This is a genomic window from Bacillus sp. SIMBA_074, from assembly GCF_046534555.1.
Taxonomy (GTDB): domain Bacteria; phylum Bacillota; class Bacilli; order Bacillales; family Bacillaceae_G; genus Bacillus_A; species Bacillus_A mycoides.
In genome coordinates this window covers 12,309-36,997 of sequence record NZ_JAWRYM010000025.1, presented here as the reverse complement: position 1 = coordinate 36,997, position 24,689 = coordinate 12,309, and the positions used below count along the sequence as shown (strand labels likewise).

Sequence of the window (24,689 nt, the reverse complement as noted above, 5' to 3'; positions counted from 1 at the left end):
AAATAGGAAAAACTTAAATGTTAAAAAATCATGGTGATATACTTTATAATTTCTATGTTCCCAAAGGAAATCCTACTCGTAATTTTATGAATATTCAGATTATACATGTAGATAACATCTAGTATAATTGTTTCCGTAATTAAGGGCAATACAGTAAATAATGATTTGTAGTTTTATCCCTCTATTTGCGGGCTGATTAAAGTTTCACTTTATATAAAATATGTCTTGATAATAGTATCGTTGCAGAAAAGTAAATTCCTTATAGCATTATTGAAGTAGTATCAAAACTCTTTTTAATATATTTATATAAAAACGTAGGAATTTCTCCTGCGTTTTTTCTTATGCAAAAAAAGGTGAATCCTCCAAATACTATTCTCCTAATAAGCCCACCGCTGACCGAAATCTTCACAACAAAACAAAGTAATCTTTACTTATAAATGTTTCTCCTTAAACCGATTTCCAAATGAATTTATGACAATCTCTTGAACTGTGCGAAATGTCACATCTGTATTTTAAAACCTCTCTTATAGTAAGGGTATGTAAGAGAGACGTATTAAAGGAGTGAACAGTATGAAGAAGAGACCTTCAGCATTAATGAGACGTTTAAAATATTTTTCACCAATAGATCGTTATAACGATAATCATACACAAGAAACATATGAAGATCGTGAATGGGAAAATGTGTACAGAAAGCGTTGGCAGCATGATAAAGTAATCCGTTCTACACACGGTGTGAACTGTACTGGTTCTTGTAGCTGGAACATTTATGTGAAAGATGGAATTGTAACATGGGAGGGTCAAGAGCTTAACTATCCAACAACAGGTCCTGATATGCCTGATTTTGAACCACGAGGATGTCCGCGTGGAGCGAGCTTTTCTTGGTACATTTATAGTCCGCTTCGTGTGAAATATCCATATGTACGTGGTGTGCTTTGGGAAATGTGGCAAGAAGAACTACAAAATAACGAGTCACCATTAGATGCTTGGAAAAGCATTGTGGAAAACCCTGAAAAGGCACGTACGTATAAGCAGGCGCGTGGTAAAGGGGGATTCATTCGTGCGAATTGGGATGAAGTATTACAACTCGTTTCTGCTTCATTACTATACACAGTAATTAAATACGGTCCAGACCGAAATGTTGGTTTTTCACCAATTCCAGCAATGTCGATGTTAAGTCATGCAGCTGGTAGCCGCTTTATGCAACTTATGGGTGGACCAATGCTTAGCTTCTATGATTGGTATGCGGATTTACCACCAGCTTCTCCGCAAATTTGGGGGGATCAAACAGATGTACCAGAAAGTAGTGACTGGTATAATTCTGGTTACATTATGACATGGGGTTCAAATGTACCGATGACGAGAACGCCAGATGCACACTTTTTAGCCGAAGTTCGATATAAAGGAACGAAAGTCGTTTCTGTAAGTCCTGACTTTGCCGAGTCTACAAAGTTTGCGGATGATTGGATTAGTGTGAAACAAGGTACAGACGGTGCACTTGCGATGGCAATGGGGCATGTGATCTTACAAGAATTTTACGTAGATAATCAAGTAGAATACTTCACAAAGTATGCGAAGCAATATACTGATTTTCCTTTCTTTGTCACATTGAAAGAAAAAGGAGATCAATTCGTCGCTGATCGTTTCTTAAATGCTACTGATATTGGACGTGAAACAAAGTTAGGAGAATGGAAGCCTGTTCTTTGGAACGAGAACACGAAAGATTTTGCAACACCTCACGGCACAATAGGATCACGTTGGGATAACGAAAAGAAATGGAACTTACGTTTAGAAGATGAAGAAACAGGTGAAAAGATTGATCCACGTCTTTCTTTACTTGGAATGGAAGATAATGTTGGAACGGTACAAATCCCATACTTCTCTGATGATGGAAATACAATATTAGAACGTACAATTCCAGTGAAAAAAGTTATGACAGAAGAAGGCGAAGTGTGCGTTACAACTGTATATGACTTAACGTTAGCAAATTACGGTGTGAACCGAGGTCTTGGCGGGCAAGAACCGAAAGATTTCAATGATGATGTACCGTTTACACCTGCATGGCAAGAGAAAATGACTGGAGTAAAACGAGAGCTTATTATTCAAATTGCTCGTGAGTTCGCGCAAAATGCAGTTGATACGAATGGCCGCTCGATGATTATTATGGGAGCTGGTATTAACCATTGGTTTAACTCTGATACGATTTATCGCGCAGTTTTAAATCTTGTTCTTCTTGTTGGGGCACAAGGTGTAAACGGCGGCGGTTGGGCACATTATGTTGGTCAAGAAAAATTACGACCAGCAGAAGGATGGCAAACAATCGCGATGGCGAAAGATTGGCAAGGGCCACCGAAATTACAAAACGGTACATCTTTCTTCTATTTCGTAACAGATCAATGGCGTTATGAAGATACACCTGTTGGACATTTAGCATCACCAGTTGAGGGCAACTCTCGTTATCAACATCACGGTGATTACAACGTATTAGCAGCACGACTTGGCTGGTTACCTTCTTATCCAACATTCGAGAAGAATGGAATTGAATTATATAAAGAAGCTGTTGCTGCTGGTGCAACAACACAAGAAGAAATCGGAAAATACGTTGCACAAAAACTAAAAGAAAAAGAACTGAAATTTGCGATTGAAGACCCAGATAATAAAAACAACTTCCCGCGTAACTTATTCGTATGGCGTGCAAACTTAATTTCAAGTTCCGGTAAAGGACACGAATATTTCTTAAAACATTTATTAGGTACAACAAACGGATTAATGAATGACGATAGTGACTCATTAAGACCAGAAGAAATTAAGTGGCATGAAGATGCACCTGAAGGGAAGTTAGATTTACTCATTAATTTAGATTTCCGTATGGCTGGAACGGCGCTTTATTCTGATATCGTCTTACCTGCTTCAACTTGGTATGAAAAGCATGATTTAAGCAGTACGGATATGCATCCATTTGTGCATCCATTTAATCCAGCAATCGGTTCACCGTGGGAAGCACGCTCTGACTGGGATATTTTCACCTCTCTTTCTAAAGCTGTGTCAGATTTAGCGAAGAAAATCGATCTTGAACCAATGAAAGAAGTCGTTGCAACACCACTTCTTCACGATACACCGCAAGAATTAGCGCAACCACTAGGTAAGATTAAAGACTGGAGCAAAGGTGAGTGTGAACCGATCCCAGGTAAAACAATGCCGCAAATTCATGTTGTCGAAAGGGATTATAAAACGATTTATGACAAGATGACAGCGCTTGGACCAAATACCGGAAAACAACCGATTGGTACGAAAGGGATTTCTTGGTCGGCAGAAAAAGAATATGAGCAATTAAAGAGTCGATTAGGAGTTGTTCGAACGGATTCTATTGCGAAGGGGTGCCCAGACATAAAAGAAGCAATTAATGCTGCTGAGGCGGTATTAACACTTTCTTCTACAACAAACGGTCATATGGCGGTAAAAGCATGGGAAGCGCTTGAAAAACAAACCGATTTAAAACTACGTGACTTAGCAGAAGAACGTGAAGAAGAATGCTTCACATTTGAACAAATTACAGCGCAGCCTAAAACAGTAATTACTTCTCCGGCCTTTACGGGTTCTGAAAAAGGTGGACGCCGTTACTCACCATTTACAACAAATGTTGAACGTCTCATCCCTTGGAGAACGATAACTGGTCGACAATCTTTCTACTTAGATCACGACATGATGAAAGAATTTGGCGAAACGATGGCAACATTTAAACCAATACTGCAACATAAACCATTCCGTAAATCACGCCCTGAAGTAGAAGGGAAAGAAATTACACTAAACTATTTAACACCGCATAATAAGTGGTCGATTCATAGTATGTACTTCGATTCATTGCCAATGTTAACGCTGTTTAGAGGTGGTCCAACTGTTTGGATGAATAAAGATGATGCGAATGAAGCTGGTGTTGCTGATAATGATTGGATTGAATGCTTTAACCGTAACGGCGTAGTCGTAGCACGTGCTGTTGTAACGCACCGTATACCGAGGGGGATGGCATTTATGCATCATGCGCAAGATCGTCACATTAACGTGCCTGGTACGAAATTAACAAGCACCCGCGGGGGAACACATAATAGTCCAACCCGTATTCACGTTAAACCAACACATATGATTGGTGGATATGGCCAATTAAGCTATGGATTTAACTATTATGGTCCGACTGGGAACCAGCGTGACTTAAACGTTGTAATCCGTAAACTGAAGGAGGTAGATTGGCTTGAAGATTAAAGCGCAAGTCGGAATGGTAATGAACTTAGATAAATGCATCGGCTGCCATACTTGTAGCGTAACATGCAAAAACACCTGGACGAATCGTCCAGGTGCTGAATATATGTACTTCAATAACGTAGAAACGAAACCTGGAATTGGTTATCCGAAACAATGGGAAAATCAGGAGAAATACAAAGGCGGCTGGGAATTGAAAAATGGTGAAATTCAGCTGAAATCCGGTTCGAAAATGAAGCGTCTTATGAATATTTTCCACAATCCAGATCAACCAACAATTGATGATTACTTTGAACCTTGGAACTATGATTATGAAACATTAACAAATAGCCCGCAGCGTAAGCATCAACCAGTTGCTCGTCCGAAATCAGCAATTACGGGTGAATTTATCGACAAAATTGAATGGGGTCCAAACTGGGAAGATGATTTAGCAGGCGGACATATAACAGGGTTACAAGATCCGAACGTCAAGAAAATGGAAGAAGGAATTAAAACGGATTTTGAAAATGTCTTTATGATGTATTTACCACGTATTTGCGAACATTGTATGAATCCATCTTGCGTTTCTTCTTGTCCATCGGGTGCGATGTATAAACGTGAAGAAGATGGGATTGTTCTTGTGGATCAAAATGCATGTCGTGCATGGAGATTTTGTGTATCGTCTTGTCCGTATAAAAAAGTATATTTTAACTGGCAAACAAATAAAGCTGAAAAATGTACAATGTGTTTCCCTCGTATTGAAGCTGGTATGCCAACAATTTGTTCTGAAACATGTGTAGGACGTATTCGGTATATTGGGGTAATGCTATATGACGCTGATAAAGTAAAAGAAGCGGCGTCTGTTGAAGATGAAAAAGATTTATATGAATCTCAGCTTACTGTTTTCCTAGATCCAAATGATCCAGAAGTAGCAGCTGAAGCGAAAAAACAAGGGATTCCTGAAGAATGGATTAAAGCGGCACAAGAGTCACCAATCTATAAAATGATTATCGATTGGAAAATCGCTCTACCTCTTCATCCAGAGTATCGTACAATGCCAATGGTTTGGTATATCCCGCCGCTTAGCCCAATTATGAACATGGTGGAGGGGAAAGGTAGTAACTGGCAAGCAGAAGAGATTTTCCCTGCTATTGATAATATGCGTATTCCAATTCAATATTTAGCGAATTTACTCACTGCAGGAGATGAATCCCATATTCGTCTAACATTGAAAAAAATGGCTGTTATGCGAACGCATATGAGAGCTTTGCAAATTAATAAAGAACCAAATGAAGCTGTATTAAAAGAACTAGGTTTAACGAAACAGGATGTAGAAGATATGTATCGTCTTCTTGCTATTGCGAAATATAAAGATCGCTTTGTTATCCCGACGTCTCACCGCGAACAAGTTGCAGATTTATATAGCGAACAAGGAAGTTGTGGTTTATCTTTCGCAGGTGGGCCAGGCTCTTGTACGACAATTTCTTAAAAAAAGGGGGCAGAAAACTATGAAACAAAGTTTACAAACAGCTTTTTCTTGTTCTTCTTTTCTTCTCTCCTATCCTGAACTAGGTTGGAGGGAAGCTTTACTAGAATTACAGGAAGAGATTCAAGAAATTGAACAGGAAGAAATCAGAGCATCACTTACAACATTTATAAAAGAAGCGCTAAATAAAACAGACAATCAACTTATTGATTCTTACGTCTATACATTCGACTTTGGAAAGAAGACAAATATGTATCTTACCTACATGAAAACAGGTGAACAAAGAGAGCGTGGAATTGAATTATTAGAGTTAAAACAGCATTATCAAAAATCTGGTTTTAACGTAACAGATAAAGAACTACCTGATTATTTACCGCTTCTACTTGAGTTTCTTGCAAACGCGAATGAAAAAGATAGCGAGCCAATTATGAGTAAATACACGGAAAATATACAAGCGTTGCACGGGCAATTAAAAGAAGCAAACTGTATGTATGAACCAATTCTCGCCGCTGTTCTACTCGCTATCAATACATGGGGTGTACAGGCAAATTAGAAAGGAGAGTTGTCAAAATGATGGATCAATTTCTATGGGTATTGTTTCCCTATATCATTTTTGCAATCTTTATCGGTGGACATATTTTCAGATACAACTATGATCAATTTGGCTGGACGTCAAAATCTAGTGAACTATTAGAAAAGAAAATGCTCCGAATCGGAAGTCTATTATTCCACTTTGGGATCATGTTCGTCATTGGTGGTCATGTTATGGGGATTTTAATTCCAGAGTCTGTATACCGTTCAATAGGTATTTCTGAGCATATGTATCATGTAGTAGCAATTAGTTTCGGGCTTCCGGCAGGTGTTGCTTCTATCATCGGTTTAATTATATTAACGTACCGCCGTGTAACAGTAAAACGCATCATTGCAACGAGTACAAGGGGAGATTATATTGCGCTTATTTTATTACTAATCGTAATGCTAGCGGGACTTTCTTCAACCTTTTTAAATATCGACTCAAAAGGGTTTGATTATCGTACAACAATCGGTCCGTGGTTCCGAAGTCTCTTTATTTTCCAACCGAAAGTTGAATATATGACGGAAGTACCAGTATGGTTTAAAATTCATATAATTGCAGGTATGGGTCTATTCGCAGTATGGCCATTTACTAGACTTGTCCATGTATTTAGTGCCCCAATTAAATACTTAAGCCGTAGTTATGTGATTTACAGAAGACGTATTCCTAATGAATTGAAAAAATAATGCCACAGTAAACGAATAGAAGTTAGCAACTAACATGAAACGAGGTCTAATGGAAGGCCTCGTCTTTTTTAGGAAATAACTGTATGCAAGAAAAAAAGAGTAGCATCTAAATAAGATGCTACTCTATGCTACAAACAGAGGCAGAGCAATCTTCACAAGCAATTTCACATTTTAAAAATTGTAAATCATGGATTGTAATCTTTCCTTTATGAATAGAAATCGTACCTTTTTTTTTCAAATCATTTAACATTCGATTTACGCTTTCACGCGAAGTTGCACAGAAGTTTGCAAGTTCTTGATTCGTTAATGGTAAATCGATGAGAATCCCATTTTCTTTTAACACACCATAACTATTTGTCATTCGAATGAGAGTAGAATATAGGGCACCTTTTTTGCCGTGTAATACTAGATCTCGGAACTTCGTTTGCATTCTTCTTAAATGTTCACTAATCCATTTCATAAATTCAAATACAAGAGCGGGTTTTTGGAGTAATGCTTTTTCTAAGGCTTCACGCTTTATAACGCCTACTTCAACATCTTCAAGGCATTTTGAATTTAATAAATACCTTGCATTTTCCGTGAACAATGTTAATTCCCCAATAATATCATTTTGTGAACAAATGCGAAGTGTTAATTCTTGTCCGTCAGCACTAAGTTTACTGATTTGCACTTTTCCAGAGTGAATGATATAAATTTCTGTTGCTTCCATACCTTCTTGAAAAATAAAACTCCCCTTATTGATTTGCATTTTATATTCAACAGATGAAAGTAACTCCTTTAAATCTTTGGATAATGCCGTACTGTTTGCCACAGCAATCACCTTTCTTCTTATAAGCAGTATATTTCTTATTTTGGATGTAATCATGATGAAATTGCAAGAGATATTTTTGAAAATAAAGTAAAATTTCAATGACCGTAAGGAAAAACGACCTTAAATGTCTAAAAAGCTACTTATAGTAAGGGTTTATATTATACGAATATAAGTTTTTTAGTTTAAGAAATTTTAGTATGTAAAGAGAATGGGACTAGAGATGTGAACAAAATTCGAACGGATTTGTGAAGAATTTTTGAATGGGGAAAGTAATGTGAGAAAAGTCACATTGAATATGTAGCTTCTTTTTTATAATGAAGGCAAATAAAAAATTTGAAAGCTTACTAATGATTGCAGTAGAAAAGAAGGGATATAGATGCACGAGAAGATGAAAGATTCTTTAGAGCGGCCACTTCAAGATTTACGTATTTCAGTTATTGACCGTTGTAATTTTAGGTGCACGTACTGTATGCCAGCTGAAGTGTTCGGACCTGATTATGCTTTTTTACAGGAAGAGTTTTTATTAACGTTCGATGAAATAGAAAGGTTAGCGAGATTATATATAAGTATGGGTGTTAATAAAATTAGACTTACTGGCGGTGAACCTTTATTGCGTAAAGATTTACCGAAGTTAATTGTAAGGCTTGCAAAGCTAGAAGGCTTAAAGGATATTGGACTCACAACAAACGGTATTCATTTAGCAAAACAGGCAAGGGCATTAAAAGAAGCGGGATTAAAACGTGTAAACATTAGTTTAGATGCGATAGAAGATCATGTCTTCCGAAAAATTAATGGACGAAATGTAAGTACAAAACCTGTATTGAAAGGAATTGAAGCAGCAAAAGCAGCTGGATTAGAAGTAAAAGTAAATATGGTCGTAAAAAAAGGGATGAATGATAGTCAAATTCTTCTTATGGCTCGTTATTTTAAAGAACAAGAAATTCAGCTTCGTTTTATCGAATTTATGGATGTGGGCAGTACGAACGGATGGAACTTTGAACAAGTTATTACGAAGGAACAATTAATAGAGAAAATTAATCGTGTATATCCGATTGAGCCTGTTAAACCTCGTTACTTTGGAGAAGTTGCGAAATTGTATCGATATGTAGGGAGCGATGCAGAAGTTGGATTTATTACTTCTGTTTCTGAATCTTTTTGTTCCTCTTGTACGAGAGCTCGTATTTCGGCAGACGGTAAGTTTTTTACGTGCTTATTTGGAACGAAAGGAACCGATTTGCGAACGCTTCTTCGAGAAAATATTTCTGATGCTTCATTATTAAAAATTCTCCAACATACATGGGAGTGCAGAACAGATCGGTATTCGGATGAAAGAACGGCTGAAAGTACAAATAAACGTCCAAAAGTTGAAATGTCTTATATTGGTGGATAGCGAAAGGAGGATTCCCTATGCAAGAGCGTTATTCTAGGCAAGTATTGTTTTCTGGAATTGGTGAAATGGGACAAAGAAAAATAAGAGAAAAGCATGTGCTCCTAATCGGTGCGGGTGCACTAGGAGCTGCAAATGCGGAAGCGCTCGTTAGGATGGGGATTGGGAAATTGACAATTGCTGACCGTGACTACGTCGAATGGAGTAATTTACAGCGGCAACAGTTATATACAGAAGAAGATGCACAGCAGTGTAAACCAAAAGCAATTGCAGCGGCAGAACATTTAAGAAAGATTAATTCTGAAGTGGAAATTGTACCAGTTGTAACGGATGTTACAATGCAAGAAATGGAAGAGTTAGTAAAAGAAGTGGATCTCATTTTAGATGCGACTGATAATTTCGATACGCGCCTACTTATAAATGACATGTCACAAAAAGAAAATATACCTTGGATATATGGTGGATGTATTGGGAGTTACGGTGTAACGTATACAATTCTTCCGGGGGAAACACCATGTTTTCGCTGCATAATGGATCATCCTATGGGTGGTGCAACATGCGATACAGCAGGAATTATTCAGCCAGCTGTACAAATGGTAGTTGCTCACCAAGTAACAGAAGCGATGAAAATATTGGTGGACGATTATAAGGCGTTGCGAGGAACAATGTTATCATTTGATATTTGGAACAATCAATGTATCTCATTAAAAGTAAACAGGCAGAAAAAAAGTACATGTCCATCTTGTGGGAAATCACGAACGTATCCAAGTTTAACATTTGAAGCACAGATAAAAATAGAAGTGCTATGCGGAAGGAATACGGTTCAAATCCGTCCAGGGATAAAGCGAGTTCTTAATTTAGAAGAAGTTCAAAAGCGCTTACAAAAAAGCGTGAGTGTCAAAAAAACTCCATATTTACTATCGTTTCTAGTAGATGAATATCGTTTTGTTTTATTTACAGACGGTAGGGCATTTATTCATGGGACAAATAATGTAAAAATGGCAAAACGATTATACGCAAAATATATAGGATGAACAGAAAGAGAGTTTATCCTTATCAAAACGAGGTGAAAAAAGAATGCTAGAAAAACGTAAACCAATTCCAGTAGCAGAAGCAGTTGCACGCATAATGGAGTATGCTCATCAAGGTGAAATAGAAAAGGTTTCTCTTATAGACAGCTACGGTAGAATGCTTGGAGAAGATGTTATTGTAGATCATGATGTCCCGCATTTCGATCGCTCTCCGTACGACGGGTTTGCGATTCGCGCGGAAGATACAAAAGAAGCAAATAGCAGTAACCCGATTCAGTTTGAAGTGATTGGTGAGATCGGGGCAGGTTCTGTTTTTAGAGAAGAGGTGAAAGCATTTCAAGCTGTACGTATTATGACAGGAGCTGCAATTCCAGCAGGATGTAATGCGGTTGTTATGTTAGAGCTAACGGAAGGATTTGAAGAAAAAGAAAAGACTTATATGAAATTAAAACGCTCTTTCGCTGCTGGTGATAACATTTCTTTTAAAGGAGAAGATGTAAAACAAAATGCCATACTTGTGAAAAAAGGGACTTCTATTAACCCTGGAGTAGCGGCGCTTCTTGCTACGTTTGGTTATAGTTCCGTACATGTTGTAAAACAGCCGGTTATTGGAATTGTAGCGACAGGAAGTGAACTTTTAGAAGTACATGAACAGCTTAAACCGGGGAAGATTCGAAATAGTAATTCCTATATGATTACTGCTCAAATTGAGCGAGCAGGTGGAATTGTACGCTATTATGGACAATTTGCTGACGATTTAGAGACGTGTTATGAGACCGTAAAAAGAGCAATAAAAGAAGTCGATATTTTAATTACAACTGGTGGCGTTTCGGTAGGAGACTATGACTATTTACCTGCTATTTATGAGAGATTACGAGCTAATGTACTTTTCAACAAAATAGCGATGCGACCAGGAAGTGTGACAACTGTAGCTGAGCTAGAAGGAAAACTATTATTTGGTCTATCTGGTAATCCTTCAGCTTGTTATGTCGGATGTGAATTATATGTTCGGCCAGTCATTGGAACATATTTGCATAGAAAAGATCCGCACGTATATCGAGCAGAAGCAATTTTACAGAAAGACTTTCCAAAAGCAAACCCATTTACTCGTTTTGTACGAGGGAAAGTGGAAAGTGTAGATGGAAAATTGCAAGCTACACCAGTTGGTTTAGATAACTCTAGTGCAATTTCTTCACTTGTAGAGGCGAATGCATTTATCGCCCTGCCGGGAGGAACGAGAGGATTTGAAGCAGGAATAATTGTTTCGGTATTATTATTGGAATCGAACATAGGAAGTGAGTGGCCGTGGAAAGAACCACTTCGATCATACAAGTAATAGAAAAATAGATTGCTAACTTATACAAAGGTAAGAGGTGCAAAATGACACATACGTATTATGAAGTAATTGATACACCTATTTCAATTGAAGAAGTTACAAACAAAGTAATTCGGTGTGAGTGTGGTGCGGTTACTACTTTCATTGGTACCGTCAGAGAATTTACGAAAGGACGTCGTACGCTATATTTAGAGTATGTAGCATATAAAACAATGGCGGAAAAACAGCTTGAGAAAATTGGTAATGAAGTAGAAGAGAAGTGGCCTGGGACATATGTAGCAATTACACATCGCATTGGTACATTGGAAATTTCTGGTTTTGCTGTTGTTGTCGCTGTTGCTACACCACATCGGAAAGCGGCCTATGAGGCGAATGAATATATTATGGAGCGTATAAAAAAAATTGTTCCGATTTGGAAGAAAGAGTTTTGGGAAGATGGTGAGTCATGGATAGGTGATCAGTCAGAGAAAGTAGCATATGTAAATGGCGAGCCTGAAAAGGAGATGAGAACATGATTGAAGTGCTATTATTTGCACATTTGCAAGAAGAAGCAAGCAAACCTGCCTTGCACATAGATTGTGAAAATATTACGGTTACTGAACTAAAGGAAGTTCTCATTAAGAAATACAGCGTAGCGATTTCAAACGAGATAATGGTCGCCGTAAATGAAGAGTATGCAAATGAGGATGACATTATTCAAACTGGCGATGTAGTAGCAATGATTCCGCCAGTAAGTGGTGGTTGATTCTTTTCAGCCTAATCATGTTAGGACGTGATTAGGCTGGAGAGAATGAATATAACTATGCATACATAGGAGGGAATAGGGTGAAAAGTCCTAATTTTCAATTAAGTTTACAAACTTCTAATCTAGTTATCGGTTTTATGGTATGGGTTATCTTATCATCATTAATGCCATATATTAAAGCGGATATTCCATTAACTGCGGGACAAATTTCTATGGTCACAGCAGTACCGGTTATTTTAGGTTCTATTCTTCGCATTCCAATTGGTTATTGGACAAATCGTTACGGAGCAAGAAAATTGTTCTTTATTAGTTTTATACTTTTATTATTCCCTGTCTTTTACATTAGTGTTGCCAATTCTATGATGGATTTAATTATTGGTGGATTATTTGTAGGGATTGGTGGTGCTGTATTCTCTGTAGGAGTAACTTCTCTACCGAAATACTTCCCGAAAGAGAGTCACGGTTTTGTAAATGGTATTTACGGTGTGGGTAACGCTGGAACAGCAATTACTTCATTTTTAGCACCTGTAATTGCGACATCAGTTGGCTGGAGAACAACAGTACAGTGTTATTTAGTTTTACTTGCAGCATTTGCACTTATGAACTTTTTATTAGGCGATCGTAAGGAAAAAAAGGTGAATACACCATTAATGGAACAAATAAAAGGTGTATATAAAAATGAAAAACTTTGGTTTCTATGTATCTTTTACTTTTTAACATTTGGATCATTTGTTGCATTTACAGTATATTTACCAAACTTTTTAGTATCTCACTTCGGATTAGAGAAAGTAGATGCAGGCATGCGGACAGCTGGATTCATCGTATTAGCAACAATGATGCGCCCGATTGGTGGTTGGCTCGGTGATAAATTTAATCCATTTAAAATATTAATCTTCGTATTTATCGGCTTAACACTATCTGGTATTGTTTTATCATTTATGCCCAGTATGAACGTGTATACGTTTGGTTGCTTACTAGTTGCATTCTGTGCAGGTATTGGAAATGGAACAATCTTTAAGCTTGTTCCAATGTACTTCTCTGAGCAAGCAGGGATTGTAAATGGGGTTGTGTCAGCTTTAGGTGGATTAGGAGGGTTCTTCCCACCATTAATTTTAACGTTACTATTCCAACTAACAGGTCATTATGCAATTGGATTTATGGCATTATCAGAAGTCGCACTTGCTTGTTTAATCATTACAGTATGGATGTATAGCCAAGAAAAGCTGTTAGTGATGTTAAAGAATCATTAATAAAGAAAAAGAACCCTCCTAAAGTAATCTAGGAGGGTTCTTTTAGTAATAGGCTTCGATATGTTTTTTATTGCTAACTTAACAAACACTTGTATTCTAAAATAATGTGGTTTAAAAATGAAAAACAGAAGTTTTATGGAATTTTATGTTAAAATATAGATATCAGATGTTATTCAATTAAAGGGTTAGTTAAAGAAAGTTTAAATCTCTTCCAAAGATAGAACTAATTTTTAGCATACAAATACTTAATTGGATCGGGGTGTTTAGATGAAAAAATTATATAAGTCCACTCAAGATAAACAAGTATCAGGTGTATTAGGTGGCTTAAGCGATAAGTATGGAATTGATGTAAGTATCCTTCGCATAGTCACTGCATTATCAGCCTTTTTTACTAGTGGATTTACGGTGTTACTTTATATAATAGCTGCAATTGTTTTGCCTACAGATAAAAAAATGAAGAGATAAATGTATGAACTTAAATAATAGGACCTTTAACAGAACAAGTAGATAAAGGCACTCCGCCTCTTACACGTCTAGGATATGAGAAAAGAACTTCCACTAAGCGGTAGGAGTGTCAATTATTTGTTTAATAATAAATAGAACAAACGCCTGTAAAAAACGTTTGTCCAAAGTAAATTCATAGTTAGATAGGAGGTAGATTACGATTTATGTGTACGAGAAAGCTTTTTTATAAGTTTAGGAAGTATAGATGTTAGTTCCTGCTTCATACGCTTCGTAAGCGATGGATCTTTACCAGAAGTGGAAATCGTTACAACATATTCACCATTTCGTATGACACCCGGTGTGTGAAATGATGATTCTGTACCATCACTTACAACGTTAACCCATTGGAAATCATGTGCGGCTTGTTTGACCATCATATTGACATCATGTTGATTTGTAGCTGCATAAATAAGGTGAGCATCTTTAATATCATCATTACTAAAAGTTTTTTGCTTCCAAGTAATATAAGGAAGTTCCTTCATTTCCTCGCAAATCTCTGGGCTGATAACGGTGACAAAAGCGCCTGTATCTTTTAATCCAGACGCTTTCCGATATGCGATTTTACCACCACCAACTATAACAACTACTTTTTTATCTAAATTAAACATAAGAGGGCACATGTTATACATACACACATTCCTCCATTCGTTCTAATAATGTTAACTTCATATATGTATCAAACTGAAGACAGTTGCAAGTCGTAACGTGATCATATTTTTTTGTATGCAATTTAATTTTTTGAAGCAACAATCCAGTAAAGAGAAGATACGGCATGACATATACATGGGACGCAGTCGATGTTATAGTCTTGAGCTCAGCGGTAAAAGAGGGAGTTCCTTTCGTTAAAAAGGAACAACATACTGGCATACCGAGTTTTCGTTCGACAACTGCTCCGATTTGTTGTAACTCATGTATCGGCTGTGGATCACTACTACCTCGTCCTACGAGTAAAACGCTACTACTTTGCATTGGCATAGCTTCACGTATTCTTTTCACTACAAGTTCCACCATATTTGGATGCGTACTAAAAGGTGGTGCAACTGAAAATGTTATATGTGGATATTTCTTTTGTAGTTGCTCTATTTCAAAAGGAATATCACGTTTATAGTGAGCTGCTGCAAATAATAAAACAGGTACAATCAATATTTCAGTTGCGCCCTCTAGTATCGTTTCTGTAACTGCATTAGAAATGGTAGGTGTTGTTAGCTCTAGAAAAGCTATTTTTTGAATCCGTTCGTTACGTTCTTTCATAACAGATTGAATAAAGTGAATGAATTGTTCGTTACCTTCTTGCAGGCGACTACCGTGTCCAACATATACAATTCCTTTCATCGTACCACCAAATCTTTCTTCATAATAATGTCTTGTAATTGCTCATCTACATTATGAAACCCAACTTTATTTGCATAGTGTAAAGTTGGAATATCGGTATACGAGAATGGTAGAGTAAGAATATTGATAAAGTTAAGGCGTGTTATTTCTGCTAGAAACGTATCAATAGAAGCACGTCCTTCAAATACAATGCTATCCCATGAGAATTCAGAAAGCATACGAGAATGAATTTCATCGAAGCGATGATCAATTGTATACTCATGAGTCATCATATAAGACCCAGCACCAATTTTTTCTTGAATAAAACCAATTCGATTAATATTTCTGCCTAAATAAACAGTTGTATCGGAAGAGAACTCTGCTTGTTTACTTAGTAGCCCATATTGCATAAGTTTTTCTTGAGTGGCAACGTTCATATACTGCAGTTTCGCCTGTAAGGAACGAATATCTTTCTGGTGTTTACTACATGATCGCATCAAGATTTCTACACTTTCATCTGAACAAAATACAAGGCGATCAACGTTAAAAATTTCATTGATTTGTTCAGATGTTAATGTGTATTCTTCCCTTTTGAAAGTTGGAATTTGATATGTTTCTGCACCGCATTCTTGTAACTTTTGCTTTATGAAACTGGTTTTATTTGTTGCGGATGCAAATAAAACCTTTTTACCATGCAATGGTTTACGTTCTTTCCAAGCGATTTGATCCCGTAAGGAAACGACATCACCAACAATTGTCATAGAAGGGTTAGAAATATTTTCGTTTTTGACGATAGGAACAATGGTTGAAAGTGTTCCTGTGACAACGCGTTGCTTTCCAGTTGTACCCCACTCAATGACTGCTACGGGTGTATTTTCTTGTTTTCCTGCTTGTAGTAAGTTTTCACAAATTGTAGGTAAGTTTTTTATACCCATGTAGTAGGCAATTGTGTCGCTATTGTGGGATGAATTATATTTTCCATGATCGGTTAAAGGACCTTTCGAATGTCCAGTTAGTAAAGTTACACTATTACTATAGTCACGGTGGGTGAGGGGGATACCTGCATAACTACTAGCGGCGATGCTAGCTGTAATACCTGGCACAATCTCGTATGGAATGTTCACAGCCGCTAAAGCTTCTGCTTCTTCACCAACACGGCCAAAAATAGATGGATCTCCGCCCTTTAAGCGGACAACGATTTTTCCTTCTTTCGCAAATTGAAGGAGGTGGGCGTTAATCATTTCTTGACGCATAGTATGATTCTTTGGCATTTTACCGCAATAAATAAGTTCACAAGTTGGCTTTGTATAGCTAAGAAAGTTAGGGTTCAATAAGCGGTCATATAAGACAATATCTGCACGCTTTAAGCAATCTATCGCTTTTTTTGTAATAAGCCCTTCATCCCCTGGTCCTGCACCAACTAAATATACATATCCGTTCATATTCGCACCTCGTTTATTTTTATTTAAAAGGAAGCCAGGGAGGCTTCCTTTTGTAAATTACATATATATCCCGCATTAACGGGCAGTAAGACCCCTACCTCAAAATTCAGCGAAAGCAAAGTAGTTAGGTGGGGATCAACTGCCCGTAAAAGCCCGATTGGTGAGGGCTAATAATCAGCGGGGGATGAACCAATCCCCGCTGATTAAAGTTTCACTTTATATAAATGTTACCATCAATAACTTCTACTTCGTACGTTTGGATACAGCCGTCATCAGGTTTTTGAACTTCACCTGTTAGTAATGAGATTTTCCAATCATGCAGTGGGCAAAAGACGAATTCCCCAGATACAATTCCTTCCGCTAACGGTCCATTTTTATGAGGGCACCGATTTTCTACAGCTCGAATATCACCATTTGAAAGGCGGAATAGGGCGATAGACATGTCTTTCATTTGTACTTCTTTACCAATTTGAATAGGAAGGTCTTCCGCACGCATAACTTTTATTTTTTCTTTCGTTTGTATCATATAGATCACAGCTCCTTATTTCACAGTTTCTACTTCATACATCGCTTTTAAAGACTTCGTTTCTAGTGCTTGTCCCCAAGCTTCCGTATATGTGCTACGAGCTGTTTGGAAACGATCATTTAACATCGTGACCATACTTGTATCTTGTAGTACTTCTTTTACATGATCGAAGCCTAATCGTTCTGTCCAATAGGCAGTACGCTCCCCGTAAATACCAGTTTCACGATAATATTGCATGTAAGCTGTAGCGATGCGAAGGACATCGTCTTCAGTAGGGACGATCATTACAAAATCAGCCTCGCGTACTTCCGTACCACCATTTCCACCGATATACAGTTGGAATCCATTTTCAACACACACAACGCCGAAATCTTTGGTAAGTACTTCCGCACAGTTACGTGGACAACCTGTTACACCCATTTTCATTTTATGAGGTGTATCTACCATTTCTAATGACTGTTCAAGGAGCATACCAAGTCCTAATGAATCTTTCGTACCGAAACGGCAGAAGCGAGAACCAACACATGATTTTACATTACGAAGCGATTTTGAGTACGCATATCCAGAAGTCATATTTAAGTCAGCCCATACGTTAGGTAAATCTTGTTTCTTAACACCATATAAGCCGATGCGGCTTGCACCTGTAATTTTCACAAGAGGAACATCGTACTTTTTCGCAACTTCAGCAATTTTCATTAAATCATCTGCGGTTGTAACGCCTCCGTACATACGTGGAATAACAGAGAATGTACCATCATGCTGGATGTTACCATTCATTCTTTCATTAACGTAACGGGATGATTTATCATCTACATATTCTTCCGGAATCGCCATACGTAAATAGTAATTTAAAGCAGGACGACATTTCGAACAGCCGTCTTCATGTGCAAAACCTAGTACATTTCGTACTTCTTTTGGCGATTTTAAACCTTTCTCGTGAATGGCGGCTACGACTTCGTCACGTGATAAAGTTGTACATCCGCACATACCAGCAGACTGCGCAGAAGCATCAAAAGCATCTCCGAGTGTATGAGCTAGAACTTGTTCCACAAGCGGACGACATTTACCACAAGACCCTGCGGCTTTCGTGCATCCTTTAACTTCTTCAAAAGTAGTTAACTCTTGTTCTAAAATGGCATGAACGATTGTACCTTTCGTAACGCCATTACATCCACAAATTGTGTCATCCGCACTCATTGTAGCAACGTCAAGTTCACTTTCTTCACCAGCTTTGTGAAGAAGGGAAGCGGCTGTATATTCTTGTATATCTTCTTCTTTCTTTAACATGCTAAAGAGGCGTGTACCATCAGTTGCATCACCATATAAAACGATACCGACGACTTTATTGTCACGAATTAATACTTTTTTATAGGAACGTTTACATTCATCAAAGATTGAAATTGCTTTCGTTTGATCATCTTCATAAATTTGACCAGCAGAGAATAAATCACAACCTGCAACTTTTAACTGTGTACCGACGATGCTGCCCGTATATCCATTAGTTTGTAAATTCGTTATATGTTTTGCTAATATTGCGCCTTGTTCATAAAGAGGGGCAACAAGTCCATATGCGATACCGTCATGTTCTGCACATTCTCCAACTGCATAAATGGATTCATCATTTGTTAGCATATAGTCATTGACTACAATGCCGCGATTTACAAGTAAACTAGCATCTTTTGCTATTTGAGTATTTGGGCGTATTCCGACAGCCATTACGATTAAATTACAATCTACAACTTCACCATCTTCAAATTGAATGCCCTCAACATGGTCTGTACCAAGAATCTTTACAGTTTTCTTTTCCATTAGAAACTTCATGCCTTGCGCTTCTAAATCTTCACGCAATAGGGAAGCTGCTTTCGTATCTAGTTGTTGCTCCATTAAGCTAGGCATTAAATGAACAACATGTACGTCCATTCCTAAGTCAATAAGACCTCTTGCGGCTTCTAAACCGAGTAATCCACCACCAATGACAACGGCCTTTTTCTTTTCTTTAGCGGTATCCATCATAAATTGTGTATCTTCAATTGTTCGAAATCCTGTTACACCAGGAAGGGTGGAACCTTCAACTGGTAAAATAAAAGCACTAGAACCTGTTGCGATAATGAGTTTGTCGTATGTAAGAGTACGATTTTTTTCTGTGATAATGACCTTTTCCTCGCGGTTAATACTTTGAACTCTCTCGTTTGTATATAAAGTTATTTCGTTTTCTTCGTACCAACTATATTCGTTCATAATGATATCTTGCATATTTGTTTTGCCTTGTAGAACATGAGAGAGCATAATGCGATTGTAGTTTGGATGTGGTTCATCTCCAAAAATAGTAATCTCATATGAATCACTATCATGTTTTAATATTTCTTCCATACAGCGTATGCCAGCCATACCATTCCCGATCATAACTAAACGTTTTTTCATATTCATTTCCCCTTTTATGTGAAATGCTGAACAAAATATTATATTCTCATTATAGAAAATCAAAAAAGGGGAAGATGTGATATTTATCACATTTTTATAATGATTCACAAATTGTTAAAATTCGGATTTATGTGAAGGGAGAAGCGAAAGGGAATATGGCTATATGGATAGAGGGGAAGGGGGAGTATAAATATTTTTTATACAATGAAAAAGCAGGACATGAGCATTTATACTCATGTCCTGCACTTGATTTATACTCTCGTAATGGCACGTGGAAATAAAATATTATTTTCTAAATGAATGTGCTCAAATAAATCGGACTCTAGCACTTCAAGGCGTTGATAAACAAGTCGATAAGTGCCGCAAGCTCCTTCAGGAGGGGTAAAGTCATTTGTCACTTTACGAAGTTCTTTTATAATATTTCCGGCATGATTGTGCTCATTTTCTAGTTCATCTACTACTTTACGTAACTTTGCATAGTTTTCATCAGTTGGATTTTGTTCGAATTCTAAAATTAATGGGAAATCTTCCGTTTCTTCTTTAATTAAATGTTGTTCTAATTCCATTTTAAGTTCATGAAATAGTTTATGAATTTGAGCTAAATGAGGCTGACTTACCCCATGAACGCGTAATACTTTCGTCACATATGGACTTAACTGTGGCAATTCTTCATTTAAATAGCGATGGTGCTTATTTACAACATAATCAATCAATTCTTGATAAGAAGCATTTTTCCAATCAATTTCAGATTCGTTTAATAGTTTTGTTTTATGATAAAGCGTATTTAACTCTGTTATTACCTCTGATGCTGATAAATTTCTTTCATTAATTGCATCAATAAGTGGTCTACTACCACCACAACAAAAATCTATTCTATATGATTTAAAAAGATCACTAGCTTTCGGAAATTGTGTAACAATCTCACCAACAATTGAAGTTCCAGTAAATGTATGTTCCATGTGAATGCCTCCATAAAGTTTAAATGTAATATCTAAATTAAGAATAGCGTTAAATTAAAATCAATGTGGTGATTTAAATCACTTATTATGTGTCATTTTTGAGAATAATAAAATGAGTTTTATAAAAGGGAGAGGGAGGGTAATTCGTCGCAATAGTTTCTGATAATAAAAAAAGAAGCTTACTAGAAGCTTCTTTTTTACTACTATTTTTCACATGCAACTCCATCGCCATCACGATCAAGTTTAGAGCTATAACCTGGTTGATCTCTATATAATGGAGCTTTTCCAGCATTTTTAACTTCAGTACAATTTTTGTAAGTTACATTACTATTGTTACTTGCAGCTGGTTGTGTTTGAGCTTGCTGTACTTTTTGCTGATCCTCTTGTTGTTTGCGAGCTTGTTCATCAGCCTGGCGTTTTTGCTCTTCTTGTTGTTTGCGAGCTTGTTCATCAGCCTGGCGTTTTTGCTCTTCTTGTTGTTTACGAGCTTGTTCATCAGCCTGGCGTTTTTGCTCTTCTTGTTGTTTACGAGCCTGTTCATCAGCCTGGCGTTTTTGCTCTTCTTGTTGTTTACGAGCTTGTTCATCAGCTAGACGCTTTTCATCTTCTTGCTCTTCGGCTTGGCGTTTTTCATCTTCTTGTTGTTTACGAGTTTTTTCGTCCGCTTCTTTCTTTTCTACTTCCTTTTTCTTTTTGTCATCTTTTTTCTCTTCACTATTAGAAGCGACTTGTTTATTCGTTGCTATCGTTTTTTCAGAAGAAGGACTTGAAATACCTGATAGCGCAACAAAAATGACAAATAAAACAGCTGTAATTATAAATTGCTTTTTTGCTACACCGGTTTTCTTAATTACAGATAAGATTGCTAGAACAAGGAAAAATATAAATAGAATGAAACTTAAAGTAGAAAAAAATTCTACGACTGGGTGTTCAGATTTTGTTGAGCCAGTCATTATTAATATAATTGAAATCATAAAAAGAATAACAGTAGGACGACCATATTGTTTTGCTTTTCCATTTTTCTTAAAGAATGAAATGATACATAAGATTAAAAGAATAAAAGCTATAAAAAATAAAGCTACACCAATATTACTCAAAATTGCCATTTTCATACCTCCATTTGTAAGATTTTCTCTATTGATTATATAGGGATTTATTGGATATTACACGTTTTATATTAATTTAGAAAATTAATATTTTTAATAGATGTATAAACATTTATTTCGCATATAAGGAAAAATAGATATATTTACTATTACATTTTGAAAGAGATTTCATAAATTATAGTATATCGATTGAAAGGAGGAGATTTGAATGGAATTTCAATTATTAGTGAATTGCGTGTTACAAGAAGGGAATGCTTACTTTTTAGTAACAAAAGTAGACGATGTTATTACGTTGAAAGTGCCAATTACAGCAGGAGTAGCAGGTTTATTCTTAGCTTTAGGTGTACCAAGATGTTCTTAATTTAGCTTTTGATAGTAAAAGGATGAGGGACAAGCCTTCCCCTTTTACTATTACATAATTTTTTTATGTAAACTAAATAAGGCTTTTTAAGTTTTTTAATATTATTTTTGCCATAGCACGTTTAAAACGGACATGCATATACTATAATGTTTCATTGGCCTTTGATGATGAACGATAGTTTTAAAAAGTGTATCGAAAGTAGAAGTGATATTCTTTTCAATAATGAAAATAGAAGAGGTGCTAGTATATATGAAAAGACGAACGTATGATATTCCAGTCGTATTACGAAGAGAATGGTTTTTAATAGAATTAGCGCATTTAACAAAAAAATATGGGATTGAAATAGCAACTAGTAAAATAGAAGATGCACCATTTCTAAGAGATCAAGTTACAGAATTCAAAATAGGAGCGGGTTTGCAATACGATAAATATGATGATGAGTACATCATCGAGTTTTAAACAAAGAAGCTGCGTATAAAAGGTTATTAAAGAGACCTTTTATACGCAGTTTTTTTTGTAAAGAGAAAGCTTTATTGAGAAATATTCAAAACGCTTATTGTAAAAAGGAATGAAGAAATGTTGAGAGAATAACGTTTGATAAGAAAGGAATGCGGCTATTAATTTCTTATTATATTGTAACGTAAAAGTAATTGATTAAATGGAATTTAAAACAATTGGTGTTCAACGGAATGGCAGCGTTTTCTTTCAGGAGAAAAAGGGGGATGTTAATGGGAATTATGAAAAGGAGTATCGCATTATTTATTGTACTTTGTTTTATGAGTCCGCTGGTTTTTAGTGCAAATGTACACGCGGAGGTTGTAACAGAGCTTAAGACTGGCTTTCCAGATCAAGAAGTATTTACTCCTGGAGAATGGTTTTTAGGTCAGAAACCTGCTAATTATGATGAGAATAAAACACCAATTCTCTTTGTACAAGGAAGAAATGGTAATGCGGATAGTTGGTATGGAAAGACAGTATATCATGAGATGAATGATATGTACGATTATGCTTTGAAAGCAGGCTATCAAACTGTATTTATTCAATTATATGATGCTGCGGGGAAAGGATCAGCTAGCCAATGGGACAATGGAAAATTGTTAGCACAAAAGCTTGAAGAGATTTATAATCATTTTGGCAAAAAAGTAAATATTGTAGCTCACAGTAAAGGTGGTATTGATACACAAGCTGCGTTAGTTGGATATGGAGCGAATCGATTTGTTGGAAATGTTATTACGCTTGCCACTCCGCATTACGGATCCAATTTAGCGGATTTATCATATAGTTGGTGGGCAGGATGGCTTGCCTCTATATTAGGTCAAAAAGATGATGGGACATATTCATTGCAAATAGGTGAAATGGCAAAGTTTCGTTCTACAATAGATAATAATCCTGCAGCTAAATTAAACCGTTACTATACGGCTACTGGGACAAGCTGGGGACCTGTTTTTTCAGCACTATCTATGGGCGGGTTGTATTTGTCATCATACGGTTCTAATGATGGATTGGTGAACGAATGGAGTGCTAAGTTACCATATGGAACACATTTATTTACAGATTCACGATTTGATCATGATAATATACGAAAAGGTTCAGCCGTTTTCGCACGAATTGAACCATATTTACGGACAGTAAATGTACCAGTACCAGCTTTATTAGCCCAGAACAATAGTTCAGAGGATAAGGTAGAACAATTAAACACAACTTCTAATCAAGCTATTTTAGGAGGAGAGTTGTCACAAAATGAGTGGGTAGGACAAACTGTCGCAGTTGATAAAAAAGCAGAAGGGGTAGTTTCTATTTTAACAGCTTCTTCAGATGTAGAAATACAACTAATATCTCCAAAAGGAAAAGTTTATACAAATAAAGATAGTGCTGTATCTACTGGTGAAGGTGAATCTCTCTTTAAAGGAGCCACTATAAGAACATTTAAATTTGATAAAATGGAAGCAGGAGAATGGCAAGTTAAAATGATGGCGAAGCAGCCGAAAGATGCATATTTAATCGTGACCGATTACAAAAAAGATGCTCCGTTCGTCCTTCAAATGCCGGCAAAGGTTAAAGTAAATAAAGCAGAGTATAAACTCAAAAAATCACCTGTAGCTCCAGAAATGAAAGGCGATCTTTCAGTAACGGTACGAGTAATTAATAAAGATGGAAAATTAGTTTCTGAATCAAATGAATCGAAAAACATTAATACAACTACATTTACAGGTGCTTTGAAAAATATAGAACAGCCAGGTGTATATAACGTTACAATTGATATGAAAGGAATGAATAAGGAAGGACAACCTTATAATCGTACGATAGTTAAATCGGTTTATGTGGAGAAGTAGGAAAGAATGAATCGGTTTTAATAAAAAAAGTGCCGAATTCTTGTGGAAGAAGGATTTCGGCACTTTTTCATGTTTATTAGATGAATAGAAAAGTGAAATAGGAGCTTATGTTCTATAAGAGGACGATAGGAATCAAAAAAATGTTATGCAATAAAAAAGATGCTGAATTAGCATCTGAATGTGAGGGAAT

Annotated in this window: 22 protein-coding genes; 14 read left to right on the top strand and 8 right to left on the bottom strand. The window is 36.6% G+C overall.

All coding sequences use genetic code 11. The features are described 5' to 3' along the window. The first annotated feature begins 570 nt into the window (after positions 1-570). From SB773_RS22070 to narI, 4 genes are read left to right on the top strand one after another with little or no spacing between them, the layout of a single operon-like run. Positions 571-4,254: a nitrate reductase subunit alpha gene (locus SB773_RS22070; protein WP_410592097.1), complete on the top strand. Its 3,684-nt coding sequence runs from the start codon at positions 571-573 to the stop codon at positions 4,252-4,254. Next, entirely contained in the window at positions 4,244-5,719 is a 1,476-nt protein-coding gene (gene narH, locus SB773_RS22065) for a nitrate reductase subunit beta (protein ID WP_410592095.1), read from the top strand. Before SB773_RS22070 ends, narH begins: the two co-directional genes overlap by 11 nt. 19 nt (positions 5,720-5,738) lie before the next feature. Next, entirely contained in the window at positions 5,739-6,269 is a 531-nt protein-coding gene (gene narJ, locus SB773_RS22060; protein ID WP_002031591.1) for a nitrate reductase molybdenum cofactor assembly chaperone, read from the top strand. Between the two features lie 17 nt (positions 6,270-6,286). Next, positions 6,287-6,976 (top strand): respiratory nitrate reductase subunit gamma, encoded by a 690-nt coding sequence (narI, locus tag SB773_RS22055; RefSeq protein ID WP_131246649.1) that lies wholly within the window; start codon positions 6,287-6,289, stop codon positions 6,974-6,976. A 118-nt stretch (positions 6,977-7,094) separates the two neighbouring features. On the opposite strand, the gene SB773_RS22050 is transcribed toward narI, so the two are convergent. Further along, positions 7,095-7,787 carry a Crp/Fnr family transcriptional regulator gene (locus SB773_RS22050; RefSeq protein WP_016120121.1) on the bottom strand — a complete coding sequence of 231 codons (693 nt, stop codon included), beginning with the start codon at positions 7,785-7,787 and terminating at the stop codon, positions 7,095-7,097. A 376-nt stretch (positions 7,788-8,163) separates the two neighbouring features. Between SB773_RS22050 and moaA the strand changes: the two genes are divergently transcribed. From moaA to SB773_RS22015, 7 genes are all read left to right on the top strand, one after another. Then, positions 8,164-9,177 carry a GTP 3',8-cyclase MoaA gene (moaA, locus tag SB773_RS22045; protein WP_410592092.1) on the top strand — a complete coding sequence of 338 codons (1,014 nt, stop codon included), beginning with the start codon at positions 8,164-8,166 and terminating at the stop codon, positions 9,175-9,177. A gap of 17 nt (positions 9,178-9,194) precedes the next feature. Next, positions 9,195-10,208 (top strand): molybdopterin-synthase adenylyltransferase MoeB, encoded by a 1,014-nt coding sequence (locus tag SB773_RS22040; RefSeq protein ID WP_410592090.1) that lies wholly within the window; start codon positions 9,195-9,197, stop codon positions 10,206-10,208. Positions 10,209-10,251: 43 nt separating this feature from the next. After that, positions 10,252-11,541, top strand: a complete 1,290-nt coding sequence (locus tag SB773_RS22035; RefSeq protein ID WP_410592088.1) for a molybdopterin molybdotransferase MoeA — start codon at positions 10,252-10,254, stop codon at positions 11,539-11,541. 44 nt (positions 11,542-11,585) lie between these two features. Next, positions 11,586-12,056: a molybdenum cofactor biosynthesis protein MoaE gene (locus SB773_RS22030; protein ID WP_113734575.1), complete on the top strand. Its 471-nt coding sequence runs from the start codon at positions 11,586-11,588 to the stop codon at positions 12,054-12,056. Next, the gene (gene moaD / locus SB773_RS22025) at positions 12,053-12,286 is read left to right on the top strand and encodes a molybdopterin converting factor subunit 1 (protein WP_215577016.1); all 234 of its coding nucleotides are present in this window, start codon (positions 12,053-12,055) and stop codon (positions 12,284-12,286) included. The genes SB773_RS22030 and moaD overlap by 4 nt, the downstream gene beginning before the upstream one ends. 80 nt (positions 12,287-12,366) lie before the next feature. Beyond that, positions 12,367-13,536: a nitrate transporter NarK gene (gene narK / locus SB773_RS22020; RefSeq protein ID WP_002031603.1), complete on the top strand. Its 1,170-nt coding sequence runs from the start codon at positions 12,367-12,369 to the stop codon at positions 13,534-13,536. A 267-nt stretch (positions 13,537-13,803) separates the two neighbouring features. After that, positions 13,804-14,001 (top strand): PspC domain-containing protein, encoded by a 198-nt coding sequence (locus SB773_RS22015; protein WP_113734573.1) that lies wholly within the window; start codon positions 13,804-13,806, stop codon positions 13,999-14,001. 194 nt (positions 14,002-14,195) lie between these two features. Here SB773_RS22015 and SB773_RS22010 read toward each other — a convergent pair whose 3' ends face one another. From SB773_RS22010 to SB773_RS21980, 7 genes are all read right to left on the bottom strand, one after another. Then, positions 14,196-14,669, bottom strand: a complete 474-nt coding sequence (locus SB773_RS22010) for a precorrin-2 dehydrogenase (protein ID WP_113734572.1) — start codon at positions 14,667-14,669, stop codon at positions 14,196-14,198. After that, on the bottom strand, positions 14,662-15,372 hold the full coding sequence (locus SB773_RS22005; RefSeq protein WP_410592083.1) for a sirohydrochlorin chelatase: 711 nt from the start codon (positions 15,370-15,372) through the stop codon (positions 14,662-14,664). Before SB773_RS22005 ends, SB773_RS22010 begins: the two co-directional genes overlap by 8 nt. Next, complete coding sequence (locus SB773_RS22000) at positions 15,369-16,793, bottom strand: uroporphyrin-III C-methyltransferase (protein WP_113734570.1); 1,425 nt, start codon at positions 16,791-16,793, stop codon at positions 15,369-15,371. Before SB773_RS22000 ends, SB773_RS22005 begins: the two co-directional genes overlap by 4 nt. A 211-nt stretch (positions 16,794-17,004) precedes the next feature. Further along, positions 17,005-17,319 (bottom strand): nitrite reductase small subunit NirD, encoded by a 315-nt coding sequence (gene nirD, locus SB773_RS21995; protein ID WP_410592080.1) that lies wholly within the window; start codon positions 17,317-17,319, stop codon positions 17,005-17,007. Positions 17,320-17,334: 15 nt separating this feature from the next. After that, positions 17,335-19,740 (bottom strand): NADPH-nitrite reductase large subunit, encoded by a 2,406-nt coding sequence (gene nirB, locus SB773_RS21990; RefSeq protein ID WP_410592078.1) that lies wholly within the window; start codon positions 19,738-19,740, stop codon positions 17,335-17,337. Positions 19,741-19,991: 251 nt separating this feature from the next. Continuing rightward, positions 19,992-20,699 (bottom strand): iron-sulfur cluster repair di-iron protein, encoded by a 708-nt coding sequence (ric, locus tag SB773_RS21985; RefSeq protein WP_410592076.1) that lies wholly within the window; start codon positions 20,697-20,699, stop codon positions 19,992-19,994. Positions 20,700-20,902: 203 nt separating this feature from the next. Beyond that, the gene (locus SB773_RS21980; RefSeq protein ID WP_410592074.1) at positions 20,903-21,805 is read right to left on the bottom strand and encodes an excalibur calcium-binding domain-containing protein; all 903 of its coding nucleotides are present in this window, start codon (positions 21,803-21,805) and stop codon (positions 20,903-20,905) included. Between the two features lie 208 nt (positions 21,806-22,013). Here SB773_RS21980 and exsG point away from each other — a divergent pair, with 208 nt between their 5' ends. From exsG to SB773_RS21965, 3 genes are all read left to right on the top strand, one after another. Beyond that, a complete protein-coding gene (gene exsG, locus SB773_RS21975; RefSeq protein ID WP_000395676.1) occupies positions 22,014-22,166 on the top strand; it encodes an exosporium protein ExsG in 153 nt (50 codons plus the stop codon). A gap of 249 nt (positions 22,167-22,415) precedes the next feature. Then, complete coding sequence (locus tag SB773_RS21970; RefSeq protein ID WP_002085943.1) at positions 22,416-22,625, top strand: hypothetical protein; 210 nt, start codon at positions 22,416-22,418, stop codon at positions 22,623-22,625. A gap of 263 nt (positions 22,626-22,888) precedes the next feature. Then, positions 22,889-24,499, top strand: a complete 1,611-nt coding sequence (locus SB773_RS21965) for a lipase family alpha/beta hydrolase (RefSeq protein WP_410592071.1) — start codon at positions 22,889-22,891, stop codon at positions 24,497-24,499. The last annotated feature ends 190 nt before the right edge of the window (positions 24,500-24,689 follow it).

Excerpts from the sequence above, each read along its gene's own strand:
- ric (WP_410592076.1), bottom strand. The coding sequence starts at position 20,699 with ATGGAACATACATTTACTGGAACTTCAATTGTTGGTGAGATTGTTACA.
- narI (WP_131246649.1), top strand. The coding sequence starts at position 6,287 with ATGATGGATCAATTTCTATGGGTATTGTTTCCCTATATCATTTTTGCA.
- nirB (WP_410592078.1), bottom strand. The coding sequence starts at position 19,740 with ATGAAAAAACGTTTAGTTATGATCGGGAATGGTATGGCTGGCATACGC.
- SB773_RS22010 (WP_113734572.1), bottom strand. The coding sequence starts at position 14,669 with ATGTATAACATGTGCCCTCTTATGTTTAATTTAGATAAAAAAGTAGTT.
- moaA (WP_410592092.1), top strand. The coding sequence starts at position 8,164 with ATGCACGAGAAGATGAAAGATTCTTTAGAGCGGCCACTTCAAGATTTA.
- SB773_RS21965 (WP_410592071.1), top strand. The coding sequence starts at position 22,889 with ATGTTAATGGGAATTATGAAAAGGAGTATCGCATTATTTATTGTACTT.
- SB773_RS22040 (WP_410592090.1), top strand. The coding sequence starts at position 9,195 with ATGCAAGAGCGTTATTCTAGGCAAGTATTGTTTTCTGGAATTGGTGAA.
- nirD (WP_410592080.1), bottom strand. The coding sequence starts at position 17,319 with ATGATACAAACGAAAGAAAAAATAAAAGTTATGCGTGCGGAAGACCTT.
- SB773_RS22070 (WP_410592097.1), top strand. The coding sequence starts at position 571 with ATGAAGAAGAGACCTTCAGCATTAATGAGACGTTTAAAATATTTTTCA.
- narJ (WP_002031591.1), top strand. The coding sequence starts at position 5,739 with ATGAAACAAAGTTTACAAACAGCTTTTTCTTGTTCTTCTTTTCTTCTC.
- SB773_RS22035 (WP_410592088.1), top strand. The coding sequence starts at position 10,252 with ATGCTAGAAAAACGTAAACCAATTCCAGTAGCAGAAGCAGTTGCACGC.
- SB773_RS21970 (WP_002085943.1), top strand. The coding sequence starts at position 22,416 with ATGAAAAGACGAACGTATGATATTCCAGTCGTATTACGAAGAGAATGG.
- exsG (WP_000395676.1), top strand. The coding sequence starts at position 22,014 with ATGGAATTTCAATTATTAGTGAATTGCGTGTTACAAGAAGGGAATGCT.
- SB773_RS22000 (WP_113734570.1), bottom strand. The coding sequence starts at position 16,793 with ATGAACGGATATGTATATTTAGTTGGTGCAGGACCAGGGGATGAAGGG.
- SB773_RS22030 (WP_113734575.1), top strand. The coding sequence starts at position 11,586 with ATGACACATACGTATTATGAAGTAATTGATACACCTATTTCAATTGAA.
- moaD (WP_215577016.1), top strand. The coding sequence starts at position 12,053 with ATGATTGAAGTGCTATTATTTGCACATTTGCAAGAAGAAGCAAGCAAA.
- SB773_RS22005 (WP_410592083.1), bottom strand. The coding sequence starts at position 15,372 with ATGAAAGGAATTGTATATGTTGGACACGGTAGTCGCCTGCAAGAAGGT.
- SB773_RS22015 (WP_113734573.1), top strand. The coding sequence starts at position 13,804 with ATGAAAAAATTATATAAGTCCACTCAAGATAAACAAGTATCAGGTGTA.
- SB773_RS21980 (WP_410592074.1), bottom strand. The coding sequence starts at position 21,805 with ATGGCAATTTTGAGTAATATTGGTGTAGCTTTATTTTTTATAGCTTTT.